Below are 26,635 nucleotides of genomic sequence, written 5' to 3'. Positions count from 1 at the left end.
CTTCGCTGGGAACTCAGCGCCGTGAGCGCGAGCCAGTCTTGGCTCGCCATCAGTTGGCTGGGAGTTAACCGGCTGGCTTGCGGAAATGCAAGATGCCCCAGTCGAGATAGCCGTTGCGTCCGGCTTCCACCCAGTGACCAAGTCCAGCGATCATGCGATCAATGTAAGCCTCCGAGACCTTTCCGGCCAGATCCTCCCGACTGGATTCGAGCACATCCCGCACCCGGCTGTAATGACTGATCAGATGCTCGACCATGGGCTCGACACTGACCTCTTGCAGCCCACGGGCGGCGGCGGTTTCGCGATAGAAACCAATGGAGCCGAGGCTGGCGAGATGAATGCGGTCAAGCACCGGCTGCAACACGCCCTCTGGGCAGTCATCGGCCTGCATGGGGTCGGTGAAGATCAAATTACCACCCGCCCGCAGCACCCGCGCTGCCTCGCCAATCACTTGAGCGCGCTGTCCGCTGTGTAAAATAGCGTCCTGTGACCATACCAGATCGAAGCTGCCATCCGTCGCCGGCACCTCCTCGAAGCTGCCATCGATCACTGTGATGAGGTGATCCAATCCCTGCTCGCGGTTCATGTCGCGATCACGGGCGTTTTCGGTCTCGCTGAGATTCAGCGCCGTGACCTGGCAGCCAAAGGTTGCGGCCAGATAGCGCGCGGCCCCGCCATAGCCGGCCCCCATGTCCAGCACCCGGGTCTCGGGGCCAAGACCCGAGACTTTTGCCGCCATGCGCTCAACGGTTCGGCGGCTGGCATCACGAATGGCCTCATCCGGGTGGCGGTAAAGACCGATATGAATATCCTCGCCACCCCAAACATGGAAGTAAAACTGATCGGCATCGTCACTGTTGTAATAAGCGCGGGCGGTTTCGACAACTTCTGTGTAATTCAAACTCATTCTTCCTCGCCTCCCTCGACGTAGCGTTTTTCGGCGACATGGATGAAAAAGTCTGGTTCGCTGTCGTGATAGGTTTCCTGAAAGTCGCCGTAGGTGGTGACGCGCTGAAAGCCAACCTCGCGCAGCAGGCGGCGAACATAGTTCTTGCGCAGCGGGAACATATTGAGATGAAAAACTTCTTCATCTGGAAACTCGTAGCGGAAACGGGCCAGGCTTTCGTCGACATGCTCTGGTGTGGCGCGCACATTTTCACCGCAATAGTAAAAATTATGTGTGGGCTCAACCCGATGATCAAGCAGAGCATCATAGTTGCGTTGATCAAGAATCAGAATCCCATCGTGTTTCAGGGTGGCATAGAATTCGGCCAGCGCCTTGCGCCTGTCGTTCTCCTCGTGCAGATGGGTGAAGGAATTGCCCAAGCAGATCACTGCGTCGTAATAATCGTGAATGTCGCGATTCAGCCAGCGCCAATCGGCTTGCGCGGTGCGCAGCAGATAGTCGCGCTTGCGGGCGTTCGCGAACGCCTTGGCCAGCATGTTCGGGCTGCCGTCGGCGCTGGTGACCTCAAAACCGGCGCGCAGCAAACGCACCGAATGAAAGCCAGTACCCGTGGCCACATCTAGGACTTTGCGTGCCCCGTGCTCGCGCAGGGTGCGGATGAAAAAATCTCCCTCCGACTCGGCGCGGCCGTCCCAGTCGATGAGCTGATCCCAGCGCTCGACAAAGGGATGAATGTATTCGGATTGATAGTGATTGGTATCACGAACCTCGAGCGGGTCCGATCCGTAGTTCTGCTTAGTGGACTGTGCTTGACTTTGAAGATTCATCGCGGTTCCTCGAGCGGATGCGGGGCAACCCGCAACGCGGGCGCCGGTGGGCGACGAGCGCGAAGGCACGCCAGCGAGTTTTCGCGGAGCTGGCCTGATGCCAGTGATTTACCGTACGAGTATTCGTACTTGTTTGCAGTATTGGCTCGCGACCTTGGTCAGATCTGCACCAATCAGTTTGAACCCCGCTCAGTCCGCGGGGCAGCGCGTCGCCCTTTGAGTGACCCGTCTTGAATCATCAAACCCAGACGGGTCTGATCCGATCAGGTAAAGCCAATCGAAAGAGACGCCTGATGCTAGGTCAATCCCAGACTCGGAACCAAAGAGCGCGACTTGCGATGACCGCCTGACGGTGGCGGCCGGATGAGATGGCAATCCAGCAAACGAGCCGTTATGGTGACACTCGTTATGGCGATTGCCGAGAATCAGCCCAAAGCACTGGGCTGAGGCAGGCATTCTAACCGAGAATGGCGTCGAATTCACCCAAGGGCTCTCCAACCTTGCGGAGTGAGGTTGGTTTGTCTTTTTGATTCAATCGGTTATGCAAGGTCAAAAAAGCTGATATCAGCAAGAAAGCGCGACTAAAAGGCGAGGAGGCGGATGTGCTCTGGGGCTGGCGCGGCTCAGCCGGAGGCTTCGGCATCCTTGTCACGCTCTATCATGGCGTAAGCCGAGTGATTGTGAATGGACTCGAAATTCTCTGATTCCACCATATAGGCGGCAATCCGCTCATCATGGTTGAGGACCCCGGCGATGTCGCGAACGGTGTCCTCGACAAACTTGGGGTTATCGTAGGCGCGCTCGGTGACGAACTTTTCATCGGCACGTTTGAGTAGACCAAAGAGCTCACACGAGGCCTGGGATTCGACCAGGTCGATGAGCTCTTCCAGCCACAAAAACCCCCGTGTGCGCACTGTCACCGTCACATGCGAACGCTGATTATGGGCGCCGTAGGCCGAGATTTCCTTGGAGCAGGGGCACAGGCTGGTCACGGGTACTACCACCCGGATCGACAGGCTCGGCTGCCCCTGGTGGATCTCTCCAATAAAGGTGACATCATAATCCAGCAGGCTGGCCACTCCGGAAACGGGCGCACGCTTGTTAATGAAAAAGGGAAAGCGCATTTCGATGTGCCCGGCCTCTGACTCAAGTCGCTCGGCCATCTCCCTGAGCATGTCCTTGAAGGTGGTGACGCTGATTTCTGGCTGGTGGTTGTTCAAAATCGCCACGAATCGCGACATGTGCGTGCCTTTGAAATCATGCGGTAAGTGCACGTACATCTTAAAGGTCGCAACAGTATGTTGCTCTCGGCCGCTGCGATCCTGAATGCGCACTGGATGGCGAATGTCTTTGATACCAACGCGATCAATGGCAATCCGACGGCTGTCGGCACTGGCCTGCACATCGGCCATCATCTGTCGCGATGGGTTTGCCCGCGATTCGGCTTGTGGTGAGGATGGCAGCGCTGCTGTGGCGATACCCTCCAGAGTCGATTCCATCGAATGAAAACCTCTTGATCGACGATTAAATCGCCGCGGGTGGCGGATAGATCTCACCGCACTCCCGCGCGACTGTCATGAAATAGTTATATATTGGCGCTCGCCGGAAAGGGAAGGTGGTTGGTGCGGATCAGGGCAGAGCGGAGGCACCGGAACTCTGTCCCTGGCTAGCATCGCTGCCGGGCTTGAATCTCCACCGGAATTTCCATTGGATTTCCACTGGGATTGCAAAGGGCGACGCCAGGGTGTGTTAATGATCCCGAGCGATGATGTAGTCCGCGATCCAGCGCAGCGGATCAGCGCCGCTGTCGAAGCCGCTAAGACAACGGTGCGCTTCTTCGATCAGGCGCGCGGCCTCACGATGCGCGGCGTCAATACCGAGCAGCGATGGATAGGTGGCTTTGTGGTGTGCGGCGTCCTGACCGCTCTGTTTGCCGAGCACCTCGGTCTGACCTTCCACGTCGAGCAGATCGTCCTGGATCTGAAATGCCAGCCCAATGCAGCGTGCGTAGCCGTCAAGCGCGCCGGCTTGATCGCCAGTTGTCTCCGGTTTGATCAGGGCGGCCATGTTCACGCTGGCTTGGATGAGAGCGCCCGTTTTGTGCAGATGAATTTTCTCCAGCCCGGCGCGGTCGAGTGTCCGACCCTCGCTGGCCAGATCCAGTGCCTGGCCGGCGACCATGCCGCGCGAGCCCGAGGCACGGGCGAGCAGATCGATCATACGGATGCGCGCATCGACGCTGTTGGCTGAATCCGTGGCCAGACATTGAAACGCCAGGGTCTGCAAGGCATCGCCGGCAAGAATGGCGGTCGCCTCATCGAAGGCTTTATGACAGGTTGGCCGCCCCCGGCGCAGATCGTCGTCATCCATCGCGGGCAGATCATCGTGGATCAGCGAATAGGTGTGGATGAGTTCCAGTGCGCAGGCCGCAGCGTCGATTTGTTCACGGGTGACTTCGACCGCGCTGGCCGCCGCATAGGCGAGCGTTGGGCGCAGCCGCTTGCCGCCGCCAAGCGCGGCATGGCGCATGGCTTGATGCAGGCGCTCGGGTTCTTGCTCAGCGCTAGGCAGGCGTGTCTCGAACGAGCGTTCAATCCGTGCCTGGCAGACGTTTAAAAATTGTTTCAGCGGCTTGTTGGCCATTGTTGGACTGTATTGGTCTTAAAGTGTGGTTTGCTGATGCCGCTTATGCGTCTCTCGTCCCTTGATCTCAGGGGGCCTGAACAGGGGATCACCCGGGCTCGAAGGGTATCGGCTTGGCCGAAGTCTCGGTTATCGGCTCGTTGGATGCGTCGGTCAGAATACGCACGCGCTGTTCGGCTGCGTCGAGAGCTCTTTGGCAATCGCGGCTGAGATGCACGCCGTGCTCGAAGCTGGCAAGGGCATCCTCAAGTATGAGATCGCCTTGTTCAAGGCGGTCCACCAGCGCTTCAAGCTCCGACAAGGATTGCTCGAATTGGGCCGGATCCGGGCTTACTTCGCCATTGCTTGCCTCTTCAGTACTCGGCTCCTTGATGTAAGAACCCAGGGCTAGCGTGTCATTGGCGTCGATCAAGGACGCGGCAGGTCGGTCGGAGGGGTCGGCGGCGGTGGGTTTTTTCTCGGTTTTGGCCAAGCGTCGTGGTCTTCCGCTGGATTGTTGTTTTGACTTTTAAGCGCACTACGGTAGCTTACAGCGGTTTTTCGGTCAATCGATTCGGGTGGGGTTATGGCTGTTAGCCAGCACCAGGTGCCTGACCCGACCCTGGGTTGTATGTTAAGGAGTTTCAGCAGTGACAAAAGGCGGCTATGACGCCTCGGCGATAGAGGTTCTGAGTGGCCTCGACCCGGTCCGAAAGCGACCGGGCATGTACACGGATACAACAAGCCCAAATCATCTCGTTCAGGAGGTTGTCGACAACAGCGTCGATGAGGCGATCGCCGGACATGCGCGCCGCATTGCCGTGGAGTTATTCGCCGATGGCTCGATTCAAGTCGAGGACGACGGGCGCGGGATGCCGGTCGACCAACATCCGCAACTGCAATTGCCCGGCATTGAGGTGATTCTGACCAAGCTGCATGCCGGCGGCAAGTTCTCGGCTGGCAGTTATCGCTTCAGCGGTGGTCTGCATGGTGTTGGCGTGTCAGTCGTCAATGCATTGTCCAAACGGCTCGATGCCTGGGTCAAACGCGATGGCAAGGAGTATCACATCGCCTTCGAGCAGGGCGAGAAAGTCGCGGAACTGACGGAGACCGGCAGCGTCAAGCCCAGGGATACCGGCACGCGCCTGCGCTTTTATCCCGAGGCGGGCTATTTTGACACCACCAAAATCGGCGTGCGTTCGCTGCGGCATCTGCTGCGCGCCAAGGCGGTGCTCTGTCCGGGGCTGGAGGTGTCGTTTTCTGATGAGACCAGTGGCGAGCAGGAGACCTGGTGCTATCACGACGGCTTGCTGGAGTATCTCAGGCAGGCGCTGGGCGACTCGCCCATGGTGCCCGACGCACCCTTTGTCGGCGAGATGGAAAGCGCGGCTGAATCGGCCAGTTGGGCACTGGCCTGGTTGCCGGAACAGGGCGACCTGATCACCGAGAGCTATGTGAACCTGATCCCGACCGTGCAGGGCGGCACCCATGTCAATGGCCTGCGCACTGGCTTGACCGAGGCGTTGCGCGAGTTTTGCGAGTTTCGCAATCTGCTGCCACGCGGGGTGCGCCTGGCGCCCGAGGATGTCTGGAGCCGGGTCAGCTACATTCTGTCGGTCAAGCTGCTCAATCCGCAGTTTTCCGGGCAGACCAAGGAGCGGCTGTCCTCGCGCGAATCGGCGGCTTTTGTATCCGGTGTGGTCAAGGATACCTTTAGTCTGTGGCTTAACCAGCATGTCGCCGATGCCGAGCGCATTGCCGAGTTAGTGATTACCGCGGCCCAGACGCGCCTGCGCGCCGGGCGCAAGGTGGCGCGCAAGAAGGTGACCCAGGGCCCGGCGCTGCCCGGCAAGCTGGCCGACTGCACCTCCACCGACACGACCCGTAGCGAGCTGTTTCTGGTGGAGGGCGACTCCGCCGGCGGCTCGGCCAAACAGGCGCGGGATCGGGAGTTTCAGGCCATCATGCCGTTGCGGGGCAAAATTCTGAATACCTGGGAAGTGCATCCGGCCGATGTGCTGGCCTCCCAGGAGGTGCATGATATTGCCGTGGCCGTGGGGGTCGATCCGGGCAGCGCGGATCTCTCGCGTCTGCGTTTTGGCAAAATCTGTATTCTGGCCGATGCGGATTCCGATGGCGCCCATATCGCCACCCTGTTGTGCGCTCTGTTCCTGAAGCATTTTCCCAGCTTGGTTGGCGGCGGCCACGTCTATGTCGCCATGCCACCGCTTTATCGCATCGATGTTGGCAAGCAGGTATTCTACGCGCTGGACGATAGCGAAAAGCAGGGTGTGCTTGATCGTATCGCGGCTGAAAAGCTCAAGGGTAAAGTCAGCGTGCAACGCTTCAAGGGCCTCGGCGAGATGAACCCGCGCCAGTTGCGCGAGACCACCATCGACCCCGACACCCGGCGCCTGGTGCAACTGACGATTGAAGATCCCGAGCAAGGCGAGCAGCTGATGGACATGTTGCTTGCAAAAAAACGCGCTGCCGACCGTCGCGCCTGGCTGCAACAAAAGGGCGATCTGGCCGAGATTTGAGGCCTGGATTTGCGCAGGCGCCCCACCGCAACAGGAGAGTCCAATGAACCTATTCCGCCATACCCATGCCAGTGGCGAGGACTGGCGCCAGATTCTTGCCCAGGCGGCCGCCGAGTTGCGCGGTGCCACGGGAAACCTTGGCTTTGTCTATGTCACCGAGCCGCTGAGTCCACATTTGGATGACTTATTGGATGCCTTGCGCCTGGCCACCAAAGTCGAGCACTGGTGCGGCGCCGTGGCCGGTGGCGTTTGCGCGACTGGCGTCGAATCCTACGAACGTCCGGCGCTGGCGGCCATGGTGGCTGATCTGCCGACGGATTCCTTTCGGGTGTTTCCGCCCATTGTGCGCGACCTTAAGGCGTTCGACGTGGATCAGAAGGCCTGGTTGGGCAATCAGCTACCCTACACCGCGCTGGTACATGCCGATCCTGGCAACGGACAGACAAAGTCATTGATCGAGCAACTGGCCGCGCGCACCGCGACTGGCTTTTTGGTCGGAGGTCTGGCCAGCGCCACTGTGGGCAAGGAGGCACGCCTGATTGCCGATGAGCCCTGCGGTGGCGGGCTGACTGGTGTACTGCTGAGCGATAACGTGGCGGTGCAGACCGGATTGAGTCAGGGCTGCACGCCCATCGGGCCGCAGCGGCGCATCACGGAAGCCCAGCGCAATGTGATTGTGCAGCTTGACGGTCGCCCTGCCTTGGATGTTTTTCGAGAAGACATCGGCTCTGAGTTGGCGCGCGATCTCAATCGAGTCGGTGGCCTTATTTTCGCTGGCTTGCCAATTCGCGGCAGCGACACCGGGGATTATCTGGTGCGCAATCTCATCGGCATCGACACCAATAAGCGCCTGTTGGCGATCGCCGAGCTGGTGGAGCATGGGCAGGAAGTCATGTTCTGCCGCCGGGATCCGGACAGTGCCCGCGAGGACATGACGCGCATGCTGCGGCACTTGAAAGGACGCTTGAGGCAACCCCCGCGTGGCGGTATTTATGTCTCCTGCCTTGGACGTGGCGCGAGTCTGTTCGGGGAGGATTCCGAGGAGCTGAAAATGATCCAGGATCAGCTCGATGAGGTCCCTTTGGTGGGCTTTTTCGCTAATGGCGAAATCTTTCAGGACCGCATGTATGGCTACACTGGCGTGTTGACGCTTTTTACTGGCTGAAGGCGCGGGTGGATGCCGCGCCCGCGGCCAGCCGCTCTCAGCCAGCCATTCTCAGCATTGGCGGCAAGCCTCGACCGGTAGTCCGCGTCTCAGCCAACCAGGACCGGCGCGGCTGCCAACCATCCCCTCGCTGATGTTGGCCACGTCGGTAAAACCCGCTTCCAGCAGCGCCCGCTGCACCACGCCACTGCGGTTTCCCGTGCGGCAAATGAGACCGATGGGCGCGTTCTTGTTGCCATCGACCGCGTGCAGAACCGCGTCGATAAAGCCCTGCTTGCCGCCAGGGTGGTTCATATCGATGCGCAGGGCACCGGGCGCGACACCGGTCTCACGCCATTCATCCGGGGTCCGCACGTCGATCAGCGTCAGGCGCTGCTCGGCCACGGCCTGACTGGCTTCGGGCGCGCTGAGTTCGGCGCCAGCTTCGGCGGAACAACCGCCCATGAGGCCAACCAGCAACAGACTGGCGGCGACGGACAAGAACAAGGGTTGGAAATGGACATGAAAAAGGGATTTTAAGGGCGACAAGGTGTTCATCCTCCGTTGTTGCTTCACTGTGCGGACAGATGGGGTGTCGCGCGGCCAGGCGCAAGCCGACTGGCCGCCCCGCGCCTTCTGGGGTGCTTTTCTTAACTGCCGGCGAGTTTGTCCTTGAGTAACTGATTGACCACACCGGGATTGGCTTTGCCCTGGCTTTGCTTCATCACCTGGCCGACGAAAAAGCCAAACACCTTGTCCTTGCCAGCGCGGTATTGTTCCACCTGCGTCGGATTGGCGGCGATGACGGCATCGACAATGCTCTCAATGGCGCCCGTGTCGGTGATCTGCTTCAGCCCGCGCGCGGCGATGATGGCATCGGCATTGCCCTCGCCAACCCACAGGCCGTCGAACACCTGCTTGGCGATCTTGCCTGAGATACTCTTGTCCTGAATGCGTTTGAGCAAGCCAACCAGGCCCGCCGGACTAACCGGGCTGTCCGCGATATCGAGATCCGATTTGTTCAAGGCCGCCGCCAGGGCGCCTGTGATCCAGTTCGCGGCCAGGCGGGCGTCGCCGCAACCGGCCGCGGTTTGCTCGAAATAATCGGCCATGGCGAGCGAGTTGGTCAGCAGGCTGGCGTCGGCCTCGCTCAGGCCATATTGCTCGGCAAAGCGCGCGCGCATGGCATCCGGCAACTCGGGCAGGTCAGCCGTGGCCCGCGCGATGAAATCGCCATCGATCATGACCGGCAGGAGGTCTGGGTCGGGAAAGTAGCGGTAGTCGTTGGCCTCTTCCTTGGAGCGCATGGAGCGGGTTTCGTCCAGATCGGCATCGTAGAGGCGGGTTTCCTGCACAACGCGGCCGCCATCTTCCAGAATATCGCGCTGGCGTTCGATCTCGAACTCCAGGGCTTTGTGCAGGAACCGAAAGGAGTTGATGTTCTTGATCTCGGCGCGGGTGCCCAGGGTGTCCGAGCCGGCCGGGCGCAGGGAGATGTTGGCATCGACGCGGAAAGAGCCCTCCTGCATGTTGCCGTCGCTAATGCCAATCCAACGCACCAATTGGTGGATTTTGCGCGCGTAGGCCACGGCTTCCTGGGGTGAGCGCAGGTCGGGCTCGGAGACGATCTCAAGCAGCGGGGTGCCGGCGCGATTGAGATCGATGCCGCTCAGGCCGCCCGCGCCGAAATGGTCCTCGTGCACCGACTTACCAGCGTCCTCTTCAAGGTGGGCACGAGTCACACCGATGGTTTTGAGGCCGCCATCCTCGAGCAGGATATCCACCTGGCCGCGTCCGACCACGGGTAACTCGTACTGGCTGATCTGGTAGCCCTTGGGTAGATCGGGATAAAAGTAATTTTTACGCGCGAACACCGAGCACTCTGGCATCTCGGCGCCGATGGCGGTGCCGAAGCGCACCGCATGGCGCACGACTTCAGCATTCAGCACCGGCAGCACGCCGGGCAGGCCAAGGTCGATGGCGCAAGCCTGACGATTGGGTTCGGCACCAAAGGCGGTGCCGGCGCCGGAGAAGATTTTCGAGGCCGTCTTGAGCTGGGTGTGAATCTCAAGGCCAATCACGGTTTCCCAAGGCATGTTCGCTGTCCTTTGTGAAGGGGGAAGCTTGAAGGGTGAAGTGAGGGGGAAAGCGGCTGAAAGAGCCGACCCTCCGCGTTAAGCGACTTCTAACTACTAACTTCTTAACTTCTTAACTTCTCAACTTCTTAACTTCTCAACTTCTTAACTTCTCAACTTCTGCTCCGTCGGCCGCGCCAGATGCCAGTCGCTTGCCTGTTGCAACTGGTGAGCGACATTCAGCAGCCGCGCTTCGGCAAAGTAATTTCCGATGAGTTGCAGACCCACCGGCAGCCCGGCGACGGGCGCGACCGGAACCGACATGCCGGGCAGGCCGGCGAGGTTGGTCGAGATGGTGAAGATGTCGTTGAGGTACATGGCGACCGGATCGGCCGTCTTGGCGCCAAGCGCGAAAGCCGTGGTGGGCGCCGTTGGCCCCAGAATGATATCCACCTCGGCGAAGGCGCGCTGGAAGTCTTCTTTGATTAGCCGGCGAATCTTCTGCGCCTTGAGATAGTAGGCGTCGTAGTAGCCAGCGGAGAGCACATAGGTGCCAATCATGATGCGCCGCTTGACCTCGGTGCCGAAGCCTTCGCCACGGCTGCGTTGGTAGAGATCGTCCAGGTCGATCGGGTCAGCGCAGCGATGGCCGAAGCGCACGCCGTCGAAGCGGGCCAGGTTGGAGGAGCACTCGGCGGGCGCGACCACATAGTAGGCAGGGACCGAGAGCGCGCTATTGGGCAGGCTGATGTCGTGACGCTCGGCGCCAAGCTGGCACAACAGCTCGATCGCCTGCTCGATGACAGCGGCGATGCGGCTGTCGAGTTCCGGGCTTAAAAACTCCCTGGGCACGCCGATACGCAGGCCCCGCGGGCTGTCGTTTAGGTTGGTCGCATAATCGGGCACGGGTTCATCGGCACAGGTCGAGTCATTGGGATCAAAGCCCGCCATGGCTTGCAACACATGCGCGGCATCGGCGGCGCTGCGTGCCAAGACGCCGGCCTGGTCCAGGCTGGAGGCAAAGGCGATCATGCCCCAGCGTGAGCAGCGCCCGTAGGTGGGCTTAATGCCGGTGATACCACAGAAGGCAGCCGGCTGGCGGATGGAGCCGCCGGTGTCGGTTCCGGTGGCCGCCAGGCACAAACCAGCCGCCACCGCCGCCGCCGAGCCGCCGGAGGAGCCGCCCGGCACGCGCGTCGTATCCCAGGGGTTTTTGACCGGGCCATACCAGCTGGTTTCATTCGACGAGCCCATGGCGAACTCGTCCATATTGGTTTTGCCAAGGCTGACGGCTCCGGCCTGATTGAGGCGGCTGACGACAGTGGCATCATAGGGCGCGATGAAATTGTCCAGCATGCGCGAGGCACAGCTGGTCCGCACGCCCTGGGTACAGAAAATGTCCTTGTGGGCAATGGGAATGCCAGTCAGGGGACCGCCCTCGCCACGCGCCAGGCGTTGGTCAGCGGCGTCCGCGGCGGCCAGGGCGGCCTCTGGCGTGACTGTGATGAAGCTGTTCAACGCGCTGTCATGGCGCTCGATCCGGGCGAGATAATCAGCCGTCAGCTCGCGGCTGGAGCACTCGCGACGGCGCAGACGCGCGGCCAGTTCGCCGATGGAAACGCCTTGGGGCTGGTCAAGCATGGTGCTGCAATCCTGATACGGGCCGTCAAAAATGAGTCCTGGCAAGAAAACTGTCTGATGAGAAGGGGCCTGAGAAAAAAGGCCTGATGAGAATGGGTCCGATGGGGAGTGGGTTCGATCAAGCGCCGATTCCAAGACTCATCGCGGATCCTCACCCACGCGGAGGACTCCTCTGGTTACCCAGTTGAGTTATTCGATCACCCGGGGTACTAAATAAAAACCGTCCTCGGTCATGGGAGCGATTTGCTGAAAATACTTGCGCTGATCCGGCTCCGTGATCTGATCGGAACGTAGGCGCTGGGTGAGTTCCAAGGGATGCGCGAGTGGCTCGATAGCCGTGGTGTCGAGCGCGTTCATCTGCTCGACCATGGACAGGATAGCGGTGAGTTCGGACGCGTACTGGTCAATTTCGCTCGCATCCGCGGCGAGTTTGGCAAGATTTGCGATTCGGGCGACGTCGGACGGTTGCATGGTGGCGGTGCAAATTCAGACAGCTGTTTTGAGAACTAGGGCCGCTCACCCTACCAAAACCGGCGCGAGCGCTAACCTTTAGGTATATGCTAACGGAATTCCTAGCACAGAGCACCTGTCGGAACTCCGGCAGAGCAATCCTTGATGGATACCTAGCGGCTCAACCAGCGTGCCCAGTGACAGAATGGCGGGCGCCCGGGACGCATTTCATGCTCATTTGCAATCCTTTCGGCAAGAACTCGCCTATCGCATAATGATCGAAATGCGGATCTGGATCCAGGCGCCGGATTTCGCCGCCTTAACCGAAGCTGTTACCATTGGGTGTCTTGCCGAGCAAGCGCGAGATTGCTAGATTAGTCAGCTTAAATTTTCGGGTCGATCCGATAGACCGTGCCAGCACAAACCGCCAGATATCAGACAGACTGGCGTGCGAGCGGTCTTGGGCACCGACGCTCGGCCTGCACGGCTGCGGCGCGACCTGCCTGGTAGCATGGCCAGGCGGTCAAGCTTGGGATGATGCTTGCCATCATCGTGCCCGCATCGGTCAAGCGGCATCCATTGGCGACCTCGCTGGTGAAACGCCTCGATGCGAGGCGTTTTTCATTTAGGCGCGCCCGCTGCTTTACGTTCGCGCGCGGCTAAGCGAGGCCTGTTCTGCCGGTTTTTAGGAAGGAAAATCGATGGTTTTTAGACGCATTCGGGGCTTGTTCTCCAACGATCTGTCGATCGACCTGGGCACCGCCAACACGCTCATTTATGTCCGTGGCAAAGGGATCGTACTCAACGAACCCTCGGTTGTCGCCATCAGGCAAGATCATGACGGCGGGCGCAAGACGGTGGCCTCCGTTGGCGAGGAAGCCAAGGCCATGCTCGGGCGCACGCCGCAAAATATCACCGCCATCCGTCCGATGAAAGATGGCGTCATTGCCGACTTCACGGTCACCGAGAAAATGCTCCAGTACTTTATCCACAAAGTACATGAGAGCCGCATCATTCGACCGAGTCCGCGGGTACTGGTGTGCGTTCCTTGCGGTTCCACCCAGGTCGAACGGCGCGCCATCAAGGAATCTGCCGCGGGTGCTGGTGCGCGAGAAGTGTATCTGATCGAAGAACCCATGGCTGCAGCCATCGGCGCGGGTTTGCCAGTGTCCGAGGCGCGCGGCTCCATGGTGCTCGATATTGGCGGTGGCACCTCGGAGGTTGGCGTCATCTCGCTCAATGGCATCGTTTATTCGCAGTCGGCGCGCATCGGTGGCGATACCTTCGATGATTCCATTATCAATTATGTGCGGCGCAACTACGGCACCTTCATCGGCGAGGCAACCGCCGAGCGAATCAAGCACACCATCGGCTCCGCCTTTCCCGGCAGCGAGGTGCGCGAGGTCGAAGTCAAGGGCCGCAATCTGGCCGAGGGCATGCCGCGCAGCTTCACACTGAACAGCAACGAGATTCTCGAGGCCCTGCAGGAGCCGCTCTCGGGTATTGTCAGCGCGGTGAAGATCGCACTTGAGCAAACCCCACCAGAACTTGGCTCGGATGTGGCCGAACGCGGCATTGTGGTCACCGGTGGCGGCGCGCTGTTGCGGGACATTGATCGACTCCTGGCCGAGGAGACCGGCCTGCCCGTCATCATCGCCGATGATCCGCTAACCTGCGTGGCCCGTGGTGGTGGCATGGCGCTCGATATGATCGACAAAAGAGGGATTGATTTCTTCGTCGGCGAATAGGCCGGTTGTGAATTGATGCGCATTCATGCCTGCGTCACTCTCCTGATTTAGTTCAGACTTTCTTCTGCAATCCTTGCATGAAGCCTCTGTTCAATCGCGGACCTTCGGCTGCCGTGCGCATGGTTATCGCCGTGGCATTTGCCTTTGCCTTGATCATCGCCGATCTGCACTATCGCCAACTCGACTCTCTGCGCTCAGGGCTTGCCGTCACCGTCTATCCGCTGCATTTTCTGGCAGCTTTGCCTGCGCGCATTGCCCAGAACCTGGAAACCCAGGTGGCGAGCAAAACGCGTTTGCATGCCGAAAACGACCGCCTGCATCGCGAAAATCTGATGCTGCGCGCCCGTCTGCAGCGGTTCGCGTCGCTTGAGTCGGAGAACGAACGCTTGCGCAACCTGCTTGGCTCGGCCTTCAAGGTCGGTGAGCGGGTGCTGATCGCCGAGTTACTGCAGGTTGACTTGGACCCATACCGCCAGCAGGTGTTGGTTGACAAAGGCGCCCTGTCAGGGGTTTTCGTTGGTCAGCCGGTGCTGGATGCCAATGCGGTCATGGGACAGGTGGTGCGTACCAACCCCTTGACCTCCACGGTGTTGCTTATTACCGATGCCAGGCACTCGCTGCCGGTCAAGGTTAATCGCAACGGGCTGAGGTCCATTGCGATCGGCTCCGGATTGGTGGATCAGCTTAATCTACTGCATGTTCCAAAAAAGGCCGATGTGCGAGTGGGCGATCTGTTGGTTACCTCTGGTCTTGGCGGCACCTATCCGCCCGGATATCCCGTCGCGCGGATTACCGAGGTGCGCATTGAGGCTGGACAGCGTTTCGCAACCGTGATCGCGGAGCCAACGGCGCGACTGGATCGCAGTCATGAGGTTTTGTTGGTGTGGTCATTGCCAAAACTCATGGAGGGCGCCATGACCAATTCGGAAAGCGCGGAACCAGCCGCGCTTCGCTCGACCTTGGAGCCCTGAGTTCCGTGCCTGGCCGTACACTTTGGATAATTCTGCTGACCCTGGGTGGTGCTGGGCTTCTCACAGTTGTGCCCATGCCAGACGGAGCCGCCGATTATCGCCCACAATGGGTGGCTTTAACGGTGATTTTTTGGATCACGACCCTGCCAAATCGGATCGGTGTGTTTTGGGCATTTTTCGCCGGCCTGATGCTGGATGTGGTCACCGGGTCTTTGCTGGGGCGACACGCACTAAGCTTTTCGGTTATGGGCTATCTCACCGTTGAACTCGAGCAGCGTATTGCGCTTTTTCGTGCCTGGCAGCAGGCGGTGTCGATCTGGCTGATCCTTACCGTGGAACGGCTGTTGTCGCTCTGGGTGCTGAGCGCCACCAACCAGCCAACGCCTGCGTTGTCCTACTGGACAGCGACCTTTGTCAGCATGCTGCTGTGGCCCTGGTTCGCGATAGTGCTACGAGGGATTGTCCGGCGCTTGGATCTTACTTAAGCCTGACCAAATGGTCGATTCAAGGTTTAAGAATCCACGAGGTGAAACGCGCCTCTTCACCGGCCGGATCGTTCTGGCTGGTGTGTTGGTGATCCTTTGTCTTGCAGCGGTCGTCGCTCGTCTGGTGTATCTGCAGATTTACAATAGCGATCATTATCGCACCCTTTCCGAAGATAACCGGGTGCGTGTCGAGCCTTTGCCGCCGATGCGCGGACTGATTTACGACCGCAATGGCGTGCTGCTTGCGGATAATGTGCCCGCCTATTCGCTGCAGATTATTCCGGGACAGGTTGCGGACCTTGCAGGAACGATCAAGGCTCTGAGCCGGATCATCCCGATCAGCGATCTTGATCGTCAGCGCTTTGATCGCTTGCGCCGGCAACACCGCCGTTTTGACGGAGTGCCGATCCGACTTGACTTGAGCGACACTGAGCGTGCGCGCTTTGCAGTGCAAAGTCATCGCTTTCCAGGAGTGCAGATTCACGCGGAACTGCTGCGTTATTATCCTCACTCGGTCGATACTGCCCATGTGCTCGGTTATGTCGGCCGCATCAACGAGGAGGAGATGCAACGCATTGATACTTCGGCCTATGCAGGCACTAGTCACATCGGCAAGATCGGCCTTGAGAAAGCCTATGAAGACATACTTCACGGAATAGTCGGCTTTCAGCAAGTGGAGGTCAATGCGCGTGGGCGGGTGTTGCGTACCCTCAAGGAGCAATTGCCGACCTCGGGCAAGGATCTGGTGCTCTATCTCGATATTGCCCTGCAGCGCGATGCCATGGCCGTCATGGAAGGACACCGCGGAGCGATTGTGGCCATCGATCCCAATTCCGGTGGTGTGTTGGCCATGGCGAGCGCGCCGGGTTTTGATGCCAATCTCTTTGTTGATGGCATTAGCGTTCAGGACTATGTCGAGCTGCGCGATTCCATCGACAAACCCCTCTATAACCGCGCGGTACGTGGCCAGTATCCGCCGGCATCGACCATCAAGCCCTTCATCGGGCTAGGCGGGTTGGCAACGGGCTCCATTAGTTTCAGCGAAGGCAAATACTGTGGCGGTTACTTCCAGCTCCCGGGGCATGGACATCGCTATCGCTGTTGGCGACGGGGAGGGCATGGCACCCTGAATGTGGAGGATGCCGTGGTGCAATCCTGTGACGTGTATTTTTACCGACTGGCGCACGACATGGGCATCGAACGGGTTGATCGCTTCTTGGCCGATTTCGGTTTCGGATCGAAAACCGGGATTGATTTTGCCGATGAGCTTGGCGGCCTCCTGCCGACGCCAGAGTGGAAAGAAAGAGTGCGCGGTCAACCCTGGTACCCGGGTGAGACGCTGATCATTGGCATCGGACAGGGCGCCTTTTTGGTCACGCCGTTACAGTTGGCCGCGGCCACGGCCGCCATGGCGAATCACGGAACCTACTTTCAACCGCGCATGGCGCAGGCGGTGCGCGATCCTGCCACGGGTTTCTTCCAGCCAACAAAACCGGTCAGCCACCGGATCGCGGTCGACAGCGAGGCTCAGTGGCAGGCGATGGTCGATGCCATGACCCAGGTCGTGGAGGGTCCGCGCGGCACGGCCCGACGCATCCGCAGTCCGTTGATACGCATTGCCGGCAAGACTGGAACCGCGCAGGTGTTCACCATTGGCCAGAACGAGCGCTATAACGAGGCACAGGTGGCCGAGCGTATGCGTGACCACGCACTTTTTATCGCTTTCGCGCCGGTCGAGGCGCCGCAGATCGCGCTTGCGATCATTGTTGAAAACGGTCGCCATGGTAGTTCAACAGCCGCACCCATGGCTCGTCAGCTCATCGACAGCTACCTGCTAAAAAAGCCTGTCAAGCCTCCCGAGTCGCGGAATATGCCGCCCAGCGATCAGGCAACCGGGGATTAAGCAGCGGTGGCTTTGCGTAACGACACCCTGGCTGGAGGAAGTTACCGCGGCTTGTTCGAGCGGTTGCACCTGGATTTGCCCCTGTTGCTTGGACTCTTGGTGCTCTGCGGCTGCGGGTTGGCGGTTTTGTTCAGTGCCTCGGACCAATCCACTGGTCAGGTGGGGCGTCAGCTGATCAGATTTGCCTTGGCACTAGCCATCATGGTAATGGTCGCGCAGATTCATCCAGACCAACTGCGTCGGTGGTCGCTCCCGCTTTTTATTTTGGGTGTGGTGATGCTGGTGGCCGTGGAAATCATGGGGGACATTGGCAAGGGAGCACAGCGTTGGCTGGATCTTGGGATTTTCCGTTTCCAGCCCTCGGAGTTGCTCAAGCTGGCAGTGCCCATGATGCTTGCCTGGATCTTCTCTGGCGCCGTCTTGCCACCGAGTCTGCCGCGCATTCTGCTGGCCGTGATCATTACCACAGTACCCGTGTTGCTGATTGCTCGACAGCCCGATCTGGGGACCGCTCTGATGGTCACCAGCGCGGCGGTGGTGGTGCTCTTCATGGCTGGGCTGAGCTGGCGCCTGATCGGGCTGCTAGCGGCGCTGGCGGCCGGTGCCGCCCCTGTACTGTGGTACATGATGCACGATTATCAACGCCAACGGGTGTTGACCTTTCTCGATCCGCAGTCCGATCCGCTTGGCTCCGGTTATCATATTATCCAGTCGCAAATTGCCATCGGCTCCGGCGGGATGTATGGCAAAGGCTGGTTTCGCGGCACTCAGTCGCATCTGGAGTTTCTGCCAGAGCGTTCGACGGATTTTATCTTCGCGGTGCTTGGGGAGGAATTCGGGCTGGTCGGCATTCTGGGGGTGCTGCTGGTCTATCTGTTCATTATCTTTCGCGGGCTTTACATTGCCGCGCGCGCGCCGAACAGCTACTCGCGACTGCTTGGCGGGGCCATTATCATGGTGTTTTTCACCTATCTGTTCGTCAATACCGGCATGGTGGTCGGGCTCTTGCCGGTGGTGGGAGTACCGCTGCCGCTGATCAGCTACGGAGGAACCTCGCTGGTCACCATCATGGCTGGCTTCGGTATTCTGATGTCGATTCATACATCTAGATATTCTCAATCCAGATAAGATGTTTCGAGCTATAATGCAGGTAGTTTGTCAGGAAGGAGCCAACATGAACGTGCATCTTTTACTTCGCTGGCCGGCATCTGTAGCCCTTGTTTTTCTTCTGGTGTCCCTGCTCGGGGGCTGTGGCGGTGGTACCGCGACTCGTCCGGATACGGAGGACAATCAGGCTATGGGTCCACCAGACGCTGTTCCCAAGGCTGAGCCTAAGTCAAAATACGGCAATATGTCGTCCTATGTCGTCCTGGGGCGTCGCTATCACACCAAGGAAACGAGCAAGGGTCATGTCGAGCGTGGGCAGGCCTCTTGGTACGGCAGCAAGTTCCATGGTCGGCGCACCTCCAGCGGAGAAGTGTACGATATGCATCAAATGACCGCAGCTCACAAGACACTGCCACTGCCGAGCTATGTGCACGTCACCAACCTGGAGAACGGGCGCGCGGCTGTGGTGCGCGTAAATGATCGTGGACCTTTCCATGGCGGGCGAGTCATCGATCTGTCCTATGCCGCCGCAAAGAAACTTGGCGTGGTTGCCACTGGAACGGCCAAAGTGGAAGTCCGATCCATCGATCCGCGCGATCATGGCCGCGTGGTTCAAGCCCCACCGCCGGCGCGGCTTGCACATCACCGACGGGTGGCCGGACACTTCGAGGATTCAGCCCCTGCGGCCGACGATCAGCTGTTTGTTCAGGTCGGAGCCTTTGATCAGCTGGCCAATGCCGAGGAACTGCACCAGAGATTATTGGCCCAGGTTTCCGACCCCGTCCACATACGTCCTAGTGCTGAAGCGGATATCGCGCCTTATAAAGTACGGGTTGGTCCGCTCAGCTCGCGTGCCGAGGCCGAGGCGGTCTCGCGGCGATTGGCGAGCCTGGGCTTGACCCAAGGGGTGGTGACTGGACCTTGATGGCGGTAGTTGCTCGATGGGTAACAACCCGAGAGCCGCTGATGGGGTACAATTTTTCTCATTCGGCGGTATGACCGCGCTTTCTCGGTTGGATGAGTCCCTAACATGTTCACCTCGGCAAGATTTTCGCCTTTAGCCCCGCTGCTGATCACCTTCCTGGTCGCTGGTTTGCTGGTTGGGTTGCCTGTTGCATTGCCTACCGCGCTGCAAGCCGCGCCACAGTCCGCTACGACTCTCGTCACGCCGCAACCGCCGGAGCTCGAAGCCGGTGGCTACGTGCTGATGGACTTCGGCAGCGGCAAGATCCTAGTAGAGCTCAACGCCGATGAACGCCTCGCGCCAGCCAGTCTGACCAAAATCATGACCGCTTACGTGGTCTTCAGTGAACTGGCGGCAGGGCATCTGGCGCTTGATGAAGATGCCTTGATCAGCGAAAACGCCTGGCGCACTGGCGGGTCAAAGATGTTCATTGAAGTGGGCAAGCGGGTGCGCATCGAGGATCTGCTTAAAGGCATGATCGTGCAGTCGGGCAATGATGCCAGCGTCGCCCTGGCCGAGCATATCGCCGGGAGCGAGTCGGCCTTTGCCGACATGATGAATGCAGAAGCTGCACGTCTCGGCATGACCGGCTCGCATTTCACCAACGCACCCGGCCTCCCCGACCCGGTTCACTACACAACGCCGCGAGATATCGCGATCCTGACGCGGGCGATGATTCAGGATTTCCCGGACTACTATGGCTGGTACTCGCAGCAGGAATTTACCTACAACAACATCCGGCAGTACAACCGTAACAGCCTGTTGCGCCAGGATCCAAGCGTCGATGGCGTCAAGACGGGTCATACCGAGGAGGCCGGTTATTGTCTGGTGGCCTCGGCAAAGCGCAATGACCAGCGCATGATTTCTGTGGTGATGAAAACCGAGAGCACCAAGGCGCGCACGCGTGACAGTCTGGCATTACTGAACTATGGATTCCGTTTTTTTGAAACCATAGATCTTTTCCCGGCCAACAAGCCGGTTGAGAGCTTGCGGATCTGGAAGGGCGAGAGCAAGGCGTTGCCGGTTGGACCTGCAAGCAAATTGTCAATCAGCATCCCGCGCGGCAGTTACGAGCAGATCGTCACAAGGCTCGAGGTCCCGCCGGATATCACTGCCCCAGTCGAGCAGGGTCAGCGGGTCGGCGATATCGTGGTCACCCTGAATGACGAGGAGCTGCACAGGGTTCCGCTGGTCGCCTTGGAAGCAGTCCCGCGTGGTGGGCTGATCCGGCGAGCCTCGGATACCGTCTTGATTTGGTTCCAGTAACAAGGGCTTCGAAAATGACCGCAGTTCAGCCCGCGGAGGTCTACCTCAACGGCAGGTTCATGCCACTCGGGGATGCCAAGATCCCAGTGCTGGATCGGGGTTTCCTCTTTGGTGATGGCGTGTATGAAGTCATTCCTGCTTATCACCGTAAGCCGCTACGGCTGCACGCCCATCTTGATCGGCTTGAGCGCAGCCTGGCTGGGATTCGCCTCGCCAATCCACTATCGCGCGCGGATTGGGAGGGCGTGATTCTGCATCTGCTACGCTCCCATGAGGCTGCCAACCAGGCCATTTATTTGCAGATTACGCGCGGCGCTCCGGCTGTACGCGACCATCGCTTTCCGCAACGAACACAACCAACGGTCTTTGCCATGACCAAAACCCTGGCACCCCGCGATCCGCGCATTTCCGAACAGGGCGTTGCTGCTGTGCTGCGTGAGGATACCCGCTGGCAGCGCTGCGATATCAAATCCATCTCTCTTGTCGCCGCTGTGCTGCTGCGCCAGGAGGCCGCCGACGCGGAGGCTGAAGAAGCCTTGCTAGTGCGCGAAGGATGGGTGGTGGAGGGTTCGACCAGTAACCTATTTGTGGTGCGAGACGGCATTCTGAGCACTCCTCCTACAGGTCCTGAGTTGCTCTCCGGTATCACCCGGGAATTGGTGATGGAGCTTGCCGCGTGTGAGTCTTTGCCGCTCATCGAGCAGCCAGTCAGTGTCGAGGATTGTCGCGCCGCCGATGAGTTGTGGATTTGCAGCTCGACCCGGGAATTGTTGCCCGTCACCCGGCTTGATGGTGTAGCTGTAGGTCAGGGGCTGGTTGGGCCTTTGTGGCACAGGCTCAATGCCGCCTATCAAGCCTGCAAGGCCGATCTTGAGCACGGTACCCATGACTGATCCCGATGCACAGGCTCTGGATGTCGCGGCTATCCAGTCCCAGGAGACGTTGCTGGAGTTCCCCTGCCAGTTTCCGATCAAGGCCATGGGTCTGGCCGAGGCGAATATCGTCGAACTGGTTCTTGAGATCCTTGGTCGTCACACACTGGATATCGCACCTGAGCAGGTTCGGCAACGGTTGAGTTCGAATGGCAAGTGGTTGTCTGTCACCGTTCTCATTGAGGCTGAAAGCAAAGCCCAGCTCGACGCCATGTATCAGGATCTGACATCGCATGATGCGATCGTCTACGTAATGTGATCGAAGCGCCTATTGTTCGCTATCTCGGGCGGCGAGAATACCCTGAAACATTCGCTCAAATGGTCGGTTTCACCGATGCGCGCGATGCGGCTAGCGCTGACGAACTTTGGGTGCTGGAGCACTATCCAGTTTTTACTTTGGGGCAGGCCGGCAGGCGCGAGCATCTGCTGAACCCGGACAAGATTCCGGTTATCCAAAGCGATCGCGGTGGCCAGGTCACCTATCACGGACCCGGTCAGCTTGTTGTCTACGTCCTGCTCGATTTGCGTCGGCGTGGCCTAGGCGTGCGGCAGCTGGTCAGTTTGCTTGAGCAGGCCGTGATTGCGCTGCTGGCGATCCAAGGCATTGGTGCTTACAGCAAGGCGGGCGCGCCGGGCGTGTATGTGACTGATGCTAAAATCGCCGCTCTGGGCCTGCGCGTTCGCCGTGGCTGCAGTTACCATGGGTTGGCGCTTAATGTCGCTATGGATTTAACGCCCTTCTCGCGCATCCATCCTTGTGGATACCCAGGGTTGAAGGTCACGCAAATGGCTGATCTAGGTTGCGATCTGTCCATGGATTCGATCGCCGCCGCACTGGTTGATCAGCTTTGCAGGCTGCTGGGATCTGTCTGAGAGAGGAGCGGAGCGCTGAAGAGCGCCATCGGAAAGGTTTCAGTAATTAGAATCACCGGCTCACCGTCGATAATGATCCGATAGGTTCGGAACAAGCTGTCACCTGTTGGCTGTTCTGCTGCATCTGACTCTGCGGTACCAGGATTAACGCCTACTTCCATCACCTCACGGTAGCTTTCCAGTCCGCTGTCGCGGATGAGGGCGCCGATGCCAATTTTGCGGTCGATGAGCCGCTGGCGAAAATCATTGGGTACGCGTTCGGCGCGAATGACAGAGTCGGCATGCGCATATTCATGGCCGGAATCGCCGCCGCGCAGACAGACCCGCCGCACTAGGGCACGATCACCCGGGTGAATGTCGACCCAGGGGATCTCGTCCTCCGCGGCGACGAACTCCTGATAGAGGGTGTCGACGATCACTGGTTCCCAAAAGTACGCTTCGAGAATCTTGGTGACCGTGCCGTCGGTGACCAGCAAAGCGCGCAGAAAGGCTGGTAGGGAGTGAATGGCGCGGCGGCTGCCGTCGCGGCAGGCAATGGTGCCACCGCGAACAAATCCCTGGCAGCGGAAAGGATTGATTTCAGTGCTTGGGGCGCGGGCACCGGGGTAGAATTGCTTCATGCGGAAAATGATGTCCTGATTGTCGGGGGCAAGTGCGCGGGTGTGAAGACAACTCAGTCAGTCTTGCGGAGGATTTTGCCGACGCTGTGGTCAGGAAAGGGCACAATCTTACCCTGGGGCTCGAAATTTTTTCAGGCTGTGGTATAACAAGCGCGCCATAAGGCAACAGTTATATGGAGAAGACTACGATGACCAAGCAAACAAAACTCGCCTCTCTGTCCATCGCTGCCGTGCTGAGCGCCGCCCTGCTCGGCGGTTGCGCCACCGACCAGGAAGCCCGTGACATGGCGCAGGCCGCCATGGATTCCGCCAATGCCGCGCAGGCTTGCTGCAACGCCAATGAAGAGCGCATTAACCGCATGTATCAGAAGATCATGTCCAAGTAATGCCAGCTGGTTGATTCCTGCCGGCCGCCCACGACCGTGGGCAGGCCGGTTTTCTCTTGCGCGACCTGCTTGACCAGATCCCAATTGATGGTCACGCCAGGCGCTTGGGTGATGGGTGTCGGAATCAAATCCTCTATCCGAGGCTCCGCGCGCTGCTCGTCGTTCGCATTCACCTCCAGGAACAGTTGATCGCCAAGCCAGCCGGTCTTGTAGGGTTGATCAACAATGGTCACCGGTGTTCCGACCGGTACCTGCCCGAACAAGTGTTCAATATCCTCTGGAAACATGCGGGTACAACCGCTGCTGACGGGCATGCCAACGCCCCAGGGCTTATTGGTGCCATGAATCAAGTAGCTCGGGTTGCTCAGGCGCATGGCGAAGTTGCCGAGTGGATTGTCCGGCCCGGCTGGCACGACTGCCGGTAAGCTCTTGCCCTCCGAGGCATATTTGGCGCGGATCGAGGCCGGCGGCGTCCAGGTTGGATTTTTGGTTTTTTGAATAATGCTGTAGCGACCGACCGGCGTTTCCCACCCCTCACGGCCGATTCCCACTGAAAACGTCTCGATTTCCCGCGGGGAACGATAGTAGTACAGTCGCCGCTCGGCGATGTTGAGCACCAAACCTTGGCGCGGCCCATCGGGCAGCACCTTGCGCGCGGGGATCAACACATCCGCCCCATCCTTCGGAACCCACATGTCCACATCTGGGTTAGCGGCCTCCATCTCATCGAAACCCAACCCATAATGACGCCCGATATCGAGCAGTGTCTGGCGCGAATCCGCCTTCACATAAAAAGGCGTACCGATCACATCGTCATCCGAACTAGCCAGCCGGTAGACTTCCGAGCCTTGTCCAGTCCCTGATGTCAGGTAGCCAAGCACCAGCACCATGGCTGCGAGCCCATGCCGCGCGCGCAACCCAGGCTTGATTTGCGCCACTGGTCGCCACGATGATTCGCTCCAGAGGATCTGATCCCCATTGGTGAAATGTCCATGACTGTTGCAACCAATCATTCCCGCATCCTCCAGCGCGTTCGCAATATCGGTGTCGCCGCCCATGTCGATGCGGGCAAAACCACCCTGACTGAGCGCATTTTGTTCTATACCGGCGCTTTGCACAAAATTGGTGAAGTGCATCAAGGCGCTGCCCACATGGATTGGATGGCCGAGGAGCAAGAGCATGGCATCACCATCACCGCCGCGGTGACACGCGCACATTGGCAAGAGCACCTGCTGCAAATCATCGACACCCCGGGCCATGTCGACTTCACCATCGAGGTAGAGCGTGCCATGCGCGTTCTTGATGGTCTGATACTGGTCCTGGATGGCGTGCGTGCGGTCGAGCCCCAAACCGAGACGGTATGGCGTCAGCGCTGCCATTTCCAACTGCCGACGCTGTTTTTTGTCAACAAGATGGATCGCCCGGGCGCCGATTTCATCCAAGCCATGGCCGATATTGCCACACGGCTTGGTGTCCAACCGGTGGCGCTGACGGTACCACTGCCCGAGCGCGCGGCGGTGATTGATCTGATCCATCAAGAGCTCATCGAGTTCCGTGGCGAACAGGGAGAGCAGCCCAAGCGCTCTCCCTGCCCCGATGCGCTCTGGCAAGGGGTGGCCGATCTGCGCGAGTCCCTGTTGCTGGCCGCCGCCGAAGTCGATGAATCCCTGGCCGAGCCGGCTTTGACCGGCGCGCCGATCGCGCCTGAGGCGCTTCTCGGTGCTCTGCGCCAGGGGACGCTCGAGGGTCGGCTGTTTCCCTGCTTTGGCGGCAGCGCGCTGCGTAATCTTGGGGTGCAGCCATTGCTGGACGCGGTGGTCGCCTTGCTGCCAGCACCGAGTGATCGCCCGGCCATGACCGCGCGGCACCTCCCGGCAACACCAGAGAGTCCCGAGCCCGCGGCCGAGTCCATTGTCATCGGTGATGACGGCCCCCTGGCCGCGCTGGTGTTCAAGGTGCAACTTTGGGACGGGCGCCGACATTGCTTCACGCGCATTTATCGCAATCGTATCCGTCCTGGCGATATTGTCGCCTTTGTCGGCGCCGATGGCCAGGTCGTCAAGGAGCATATAGCGCGGATTTTCGACATCGACGCCGGCAAAAAGATCAAACTCGATGAAGCCGGCCCTGGCCAGATCGTCCTGCTGGCTGGTCTTCGCCGTGCCGCGACTGGCGATACTCTGTGCCATCCCGAGCATGTTGTGAGCCTTGAGCGCATCGACACCCGTGCCCCGGTGCTGAGTCTGGCCATCGAGCCGAGCACCAGCGCCGATGAAGACAAGCTACTCGAAGCCCTGGACAAGCTAGTTCAGGAAGACCCGACGCTGCGGGTGGAGGAAGACCCGGATACCGGCCAGCGGCTGCTGCGCGGCATGGGCGAGTTGCACCTGCAGATTGTGCTGGAGCGCCTGGAGCGCGAGTTTCACCTGCGGGTACGCCGCGGGCGACCGGCAGTCGCGTTGCGCGAGAGCATCAGTAGCGCTGTAACAGTCGCCGAGTTGTATCAGCATCCCGCCTCACCCGATGGTAAGCACCCGGAAGCTCGCGCCGGTGTTGAACTGCACCTGACACCGGGCGAGCGCGGTTCGGGTGTGCGTATCAGCGGTGAGCCGTGGATACTGCCCGAAGGTGCCGAGTTGAACGATGCCCAGCGCCAGGCCCTGCACGAGGGTCTGCAACTCATCCTGAACAGCGGCCCGCTGCAGGGCGCGCCGGTCGAGGATGTGGTGGTCGAGCTGCGCCAAGTGGAGCTCTTTGGCTCGGCCAGCCCGCCCGAGGCGCTGAGCGCGGCAGCGGCCAAGGCACTGCGCAAGGGACTGAGCCAGGCCGGACCCGTGATTCTGCACCCGCTGATGCGCGTCGATCTGGCGGTGCCGGAGGTGTATCTCGGCCAGGTTCTCGGTGACCTACAAGCCCGACACGCGAGCATCCGCGCGACCTCGCTCCATGAGGGCGGCGGCGAAGGCGAGGCCCGCGTGCAGTGCGAAGTGGCACTTGAATCCCTGCTCGGCTATGCCACCGAACTGCGCAGCCTGACCCAGGGTCGTGGCCAGTTCAGCATGAGGTTCGAGCGTTTCGACGTTACTGCATAGGGTTCGCATCCAACACCAGCGCTCCTTTGCCCGCTGTTCCAAATTTCCCCTTGGTTTCCTCCAGGGTTCCAGAGACCCCTGT

The 26,635-nt window shown here is 59.7% G+C and carries 25 protein-coding genes; 14 read left to right on the top strand and 11 right to left on the bottom strand.

The annotated features are described in order from the left end of the window. Positions 1-64: 64 nt before the first annotated feature. The 5 genes from Thiowin_RS25020 to Thiowin_RS25000 form a co-directional block, all read right to left on the bottom strand. A complete protein-coding gene (locus Thiowin_RS25020) occupies positions 65-907 on the bottom strand; it encodes an SAM-dependent methyltransferase (protein ID WP_328985693.1) in 843 nt (280 codons plus the stop codon). Next, on the bottom strand, positions 904-1,734 hold the full coding sequence (locus Thiowin_RS25015) for a glycine/sarcosine N-methyltransferase (protein WP_328985692.1): 831 nt from the start codon (positions 1,732-1,734) through the stop codon (positions 904-906). The genes Thiowin_RS25020 and Thiowin_RS25015 overlap by 4 nt, the downstream gene beginning before the upstream one ends. 623 nt (positions 1,735-2,357) lie before the next feature. Further along, positions 2,358-3,149, bottom strand: coding sequence for a GTP cyclohydrolase FolE2 (gene folE2 / locus Thiowin_RS25010; RefSeq protein WP_328988165.1), 792 nt, complete (start codon positions 3,147-3,149; stop codon positions 2,358-2,360). A 334-nt stretch (positions 3,150-3,483) separates the two neighbouring features. Further along, positions 3,484-4,377: a polyprenyl synthetase family protein gene (locus Thiowin_RS25005; RefSeq protein WP_328985691.1), complete on the bottom strand. Its 894-nt coding sequence runs from the start codon at positions 4,375-4,377 to the stop codon at positions 3,484-3,486. A gap of 88 nt (positions 4,378-4,465) precedes the next feature. Next, positions 4,466-4,849 (bottom strand): exodeoxyribonuclease VII small subunit, encoded by a 384-nt coding sequence (locus Thiowin_RS25000; protein ID WP_408034136.1) that lies wholly within the window; start codon positions 4,847-4,849, stop codon positions 4,466-4,468. A 157-nt stretch (positions 4,850-5,006) separates the two neighbouring features. Between Thiowin_RS25000 and parE the strand changes: the two genes are divergently transcribed. Further along, complete coding sequence (gene parE, locus Thiowin_RS24995) at positions 5,007-6,896, top strand: DNA topoisomerase IV subunit B (protein WP_328985690.1); 1,890 nt, start codon at positions 5,007-5,009, stop codon at positions 6,894-6,896. 43 nt (positions 6,897-6,939) lie between these two features. Then, the gene (locus tag Thiowin_RS24990) at positions 6,940-8,061 is read left to right on the top strand and encodes an FIST signal transduction protein (RefSeq protein ID WP_328985689.1); all 1,122 of its coding nucleotides are present in this window, start codon (positions 6,940-6,942) and stop codon (positions 8,059-8,061) included. Positions 8,062-8,112: 51 nt separating this feature from the next. On the opposite strand, the gene Thiowin_RS24985 is transcribed toward Thiowin_RS24990, so the two are convergent. From Thiowin_RS24985 to gatC, 4 genes are all read right to left on the bottom strand, one after another. Next, a complete protein-coding gene (locus Thiowin_RS24985) occupies positions 8,113-8,598 on the bottom strand; it encodes a rhodanese-like domain-containing protein (protein WP_328985688.1) in 486 nt (161 codons plus the stop codon). A 92-nt stretch (positions 8,599-8,690) separates the two neighbouring features. Then, on the bottom strand, positions 8,691-10,136 hold the full coding sequence (gatB, locus tag Thiowin_RS24980; RefSeq protein ID WP_328985687.1) for an Asp-tRNA(Asn)/Glu-tRNA(Gln) amidotransferase subunit GatB: 1,446 nt from the start codon (positions 10,134-10,136) through the stop codon (positions 8,691-8,693). Positions 10,137-10,280: 144 nt separating this feature from the next. Continuing rightward, positions 10,281-11,756 carry an Asp-tRNA(Asn)/Glu-tRNA(Gln) amidotransferase subunit GatA gene (gene gatA, locus Thiowin_RS24975; RefSeq protein ID WP_328985686.1) on the bottom strand — a complete coding sequence of 492 codons (1,476 nt, stop codon included), beginning with the start codon at positions 11,754-11,756 and terminating at the stop codon, positions 10,281-10,283. 189 nt (positions 11,757-11,945) lie between these two features. After that, positions 11,946-12,227, bottom strand: a complete 282-nt coding sequence (gatC, locus tag Thiowin_RS24970) for an Asp-tRNA(Asn)/Glu-tRNA(Gln) amidotransferase subunit GatC (protein ID WP_328985685.1) — start codon at positions 12,225-12,227, stop codon at positions 11,946-11,948. A 680-nt stretch (positions 12,228-12,907) separates the two neighbouring features. Between gatC and Thiowin_RS24965 the strand changes: the two genes are divergently transcribed. The 10 genes from Thiowin_RS24965 (at position 12,908) to lipB (ending at position 22,455) form a co-directional block, all read left to right on the top strand. Further along, the gene (locus tag Thiowin_RS24965) at positions 12,908-13,954 is read left to right on the top strand and encodes a rod shape-determining protein (protein WP_328985684.1); all 1,047 of its coding nucleotides are present in this window, start codon (positions 12,908-12,910) and stop codon (positions 13,952-13,954) included. Between the two features lie 77 nt (positions 13,955-14,031). Further along, entirely contained in the window at positions 14,032-14,925 is an 894-nt protein-coding gene (gene mreC / locus Thiowin_RS24960; protein ID WP_328985683.1) for a rod shape-determining protein MreC, read from the top strand. 74 nt (positions 14,926-14,999) lie between these two features. Continuing rightward, a complete protein-coding gene (gene mreD, locus Thiowin_RS24955) occupies positions 15,000-15,410 on the top strand; it encodes a rod shape-determining protein MreD (protein ID WP_408034135.1) in 411 nt (136 codons plus the stop codon). 10 nt (positions 15,411-15,420) lie between these two features. Beyond that, on the top strand, positions 15,421-17,313 hold the full coding sequence (gene mrdA, locus Thiowin_RS24950) for a penicillin-binding protein 2 (protein WP_328985681.1): 1,893 nt from the start codon (positions 15,421-15,423) through the stop codon (positions 17,311-17,313). Positions 17,314-17,325: 12 nt separating this feature from the next. After that, entirely contained in the window at positions 17,326-18,441 is a 1,116-nt protein-coding gene (gene rodA, locus Thiowin_RS24945; RefSeq protein ID WP_328988163.1) for a rod shape-determining protein RodA, read from the top strand. 46 nt (positions 18,442-18,487) lie between these two features. Continuing rightward, positions 18,488-19,345: a septal ring lytic transglycosylase RlpA family protein gene (locus Thiowin_RS24940; protein ID WP_328985680.1), complete on the top strand. Its 858-nt coding sequence runs from the start codon at positions 18,488-18,490 to the stop codon at positions 19,343-19,345. Between the two features lie 105 nt (positions 19,346-19,450). Further along, positions 19,451-20,650, top strand: coding sequence for a D-alanyl-D-alanine carboxypeptidase family protein (locus Thiowin_RS24935; RefSeq protein ID WP_328985679.1), 1,200 nt, complete (start codon positions 19,451-19,453; stop codon positions 20,648-20,650). Positions 20,651-20,664: 14 nt separating this feature from the next. Beyond that, entirely contained in the window at positions 20,665-21,543 is an 879-nt protein-coding gene (locus Thiowin_RS24930) for a D-amino acid aminotransferase (RefSeq protein ID WP_328985678.1), read from the top strand. Continuing rightward, the gene (locus tag Thiowin_RS24925; protein ID WP_328985677.1) at positions 21,536-21,841 is read left to right on the top strand and encodes a YbeD family protein; all 306 of its coding nucleotides are present in this window, start codon (positions 21,536-21,538) and stop codon (positions 21,839-21,841) included. Before Thiowin_RS24930 ends, Thiowin_RS24925 begins: the two co-directional genes overlap by 8 nt. Before the next feature lie 59 nt (positions 21,842-21,900). After that, positions 21,901-22,455, top strand: coding sequence for a lipoyl(octanoyl) transferase LipB (lipB, locus tag Thiowin_RS24920; RefSeq protein ID WP_328985676.1), 555 nt, complete (start codon positions 21,901-21,903; stop codon positions 22,453-22,455). Here lipB and Thiowin_RS24915 read toward each other — a convergent pair. After that, positions 22,425-23,075, bottom strand: a complete 651-nt coding sequence (locus Thiowin_RS24915; protein WP_328985675.1) for a chorismate--pyruvate lyase family protein — start codon at positions 23,073-23,075, stop codon at positions 22,425-22,427. The two genes, lipB and Thiowin_RS24915, sit on opposite strands and share 31 nt — an antisense overlap. 188 nt (positions 23,076-23,263) lie before the next feature. On the opposite strand from Thiowin_RS24915, the gene Thiowin_RS24910 reads away from it, so the two are divergent. Next, a complete protein-coding gene (locus tag Thiowin_RS24910) occupies positions 23,264-23,461 on the top strand; it encodes an alanine-zipper protein (RefSeq protein WP_328985674.1) in 198 nt (65 codons plus the stop codon). On the opposite strand, the gene Thiowin_RS24905 is transcribed toward Thiowin_RS24910, so the two are convergent. Further along, on the bottom strand, positions 23,440-24,474 hold the full coding sequence (locus Thiowin_RS24905; RefSeq protein ID WP_328985673.1) for a L,D-transpeptidase family protein: 1,035 nt from the start codon (positions 24,472-24,474) through the stop codon (positions 23,440-23,442). The genes Thiowin_RS24910 and Thiowin_RS24905 overlap by 22 nt on opposite strands. On the opposite strand from Thiowin_RS24905, the gene Thiowin_RS24900 reads away from it, so the two are divergent. Further along, positions 24,454-26,553 carry an elongation factor G gene (locus Thiowin_RS24900; protein ID WP_328985671.1) on the top strand — a complete coding sequence of 700 codons (2,100 nt, stop codon included), beginning with the start codon at positions 24,454-24,456 and terminating at the stop codon, positions 26,551-26,553. The two genes, Thiowin_RS24905 and Thiowin_RS24900, sit on opposite strands and share 21 nt — an antisense overlap. The last annotated feature ends 82 nt before the right edge of the window (positions 26,554-26,635 follow it).

The organism is Thiorhodovibrio winogradskyi (assembly GCF_036208045.1).
Classification (GTDB): Bacteria; Pseudomonadota; Gammaproteobacteria; order Chromatiales; family Chromatiaceae; genus Thiorhodovibrio; species Thiorhodovibrio winogradskyi.
This window is presented reverse-complemented; position numbering and strand designations above follow the sequence as displayed.

Bases quoted from the DNA above. Each gene is read 5' to 3' on its own strand.
- Thiowin_RS24910 (WP_328985674.1), top strand. From the start codon at position 23,264: ATGACCAAGCAAACAAAACTCGCCTCTCTGTCCATCGCTGCCGTGCTG.
- Thiowin_RS25020 (WP_328985693.1), bottom strand. From the start codon at position 907: ATGAGTTTGAATTACACAGAAGTTGTCGAAACCGCCCGCGCTTATTAC.
- folE2 (WP_328988165.1), bottom strand. From the start codon at position 3,149: ATGATGGCCGATGTGCAGGCCAGTGCCGACAGCCGTCGGATTGCCATT.
- mreD (WP_408034135.1), top strand. From the start codon at position 15,000: ATGCCAGACGGAGCCGCCGATTATCGCCCACAATGGGTGGCTTTAACG.
- gatB (WP_328985687.1), bottom strand. From the start codon at position 10,136: ATGCCTTGGGAAACCGTGATTGGCCTTGAGATTCACACCCAGCTCAAG.
- gatC (WP_328985685.1), bottom strand. From the start codon at position 12,227: ATGCAACCGTCCGACGTCGCCCGAATCGCAAATCTTGCCAAACTCGCC.
- Thiowin_RS24905 (WP_328985673.1), bottom strand. From the start codon at position 24,474: ATGATTGGTTGCAACAGTCATGGACATTTCACCAATGGGGATCAGATC.
- Thiowin_RS25015 (WP_328985692.1), bottom strand. From the start codon at position 1,734: ATGAATCTTCAAAGTCAAGCACAGTCCACTAAGCAGAACTACGGATCG.
- Thiowin_RS24930 (WP_328985678.1), top strand. From the start codon at position 20,665: ATGACCGCAGTTCAGCCCGCGGAGGTCTACCTCAACGGCAGGTTCATG.
- Thiowin_RS24935 (WP_328985679.1), top strand. From the start codon at position 19,451: ATGTTCACCTCGGCAAGATTTTCGCCTTTAGCCCCGCTGCTGATCACC.
- Thiowin_RS24940 (WP_328985680.1), top strand. From the start codon at position 18,488: ATGAACGTGCATCTTTTACTTCGCTGGCCGGCATCTGTAGCCCTTGTT.
- mrdA (WP_328985681.1), top strand. From the start codon at position 15,421: ATGGTCGATTCAAGGTTTAAGAATCCACGAGGTGAAACGCGCCTCTTC.
- Thiowin_RS24965 (WP_328985684.1), top strand. From the start codon at position 12,908: ATGGTTTTTAGACGCATTCGGGGCTTGTTCTCCAACGATCTGTCGATC.
- lipB (WP_328985676.1), top strand. From the start codon at position 21,901: ATGGTCGGTTTCACCGATGCGCGCGATGCGGCTAGCGCTGACGAACTT.
- Thiowin_RS24925 (WP_328985677.1), top strand. From the start codon at position 21,536: ATGACTGATCCCGATGCACAGGCTCTGGATGTCGCGGCTATCCAGTCC.
- Thiowin_RS24990 (WP_328985689.1), top strand. From the start codon at position 6,940: ATGAACCTATTCCGCCATACCCATGCCAGTGGCGAGGACTGGCGCCAG.
- Thiowin_RS24900 (WP_328985671.1), top strand. From the start codon at position 24,454: ATGACTGTTGCAACCAATCATTCCCGCATCCTCCAGCGCGTTCGCAAT.
- gatA (WP_328985686.1), bottom strand. From the start codon at position 11,756: ATGCTTGACCAGCCCCAAGGCGTTTCCATCGGCGAACTGGCCGCGCGT.
- Thiowin_RS24985 (WP_328985688.1), bottom strand. From the start codon at position 8,598: ATGAACACCTTGTCGCCCTTAAAATCCCTTTTTCATGTCCATTTCCAA.
- Thiowin_RS25005 (WP_328985691.1), bottom strand. From the start codon at position 4,377: ATGGCCAACAAGCCGCTGAAACAATTTTTAAACGTCTGCCAGGCACGG.
- Thiowin_RS24915 (WP_328985675.1), bottom strand. From the start codon at position 23,075: ATGAAGCAATTCTACCCCGGTGCCCGCGCCCCAAGCACTGAAATCAAT.
- mreC (WP_328985683.1), top strand. From the start codon at position 14,032: ATGAAGCCTCTGTTCAATCGCGGACCTTCGGCTGCCGTGCGCATGGTT.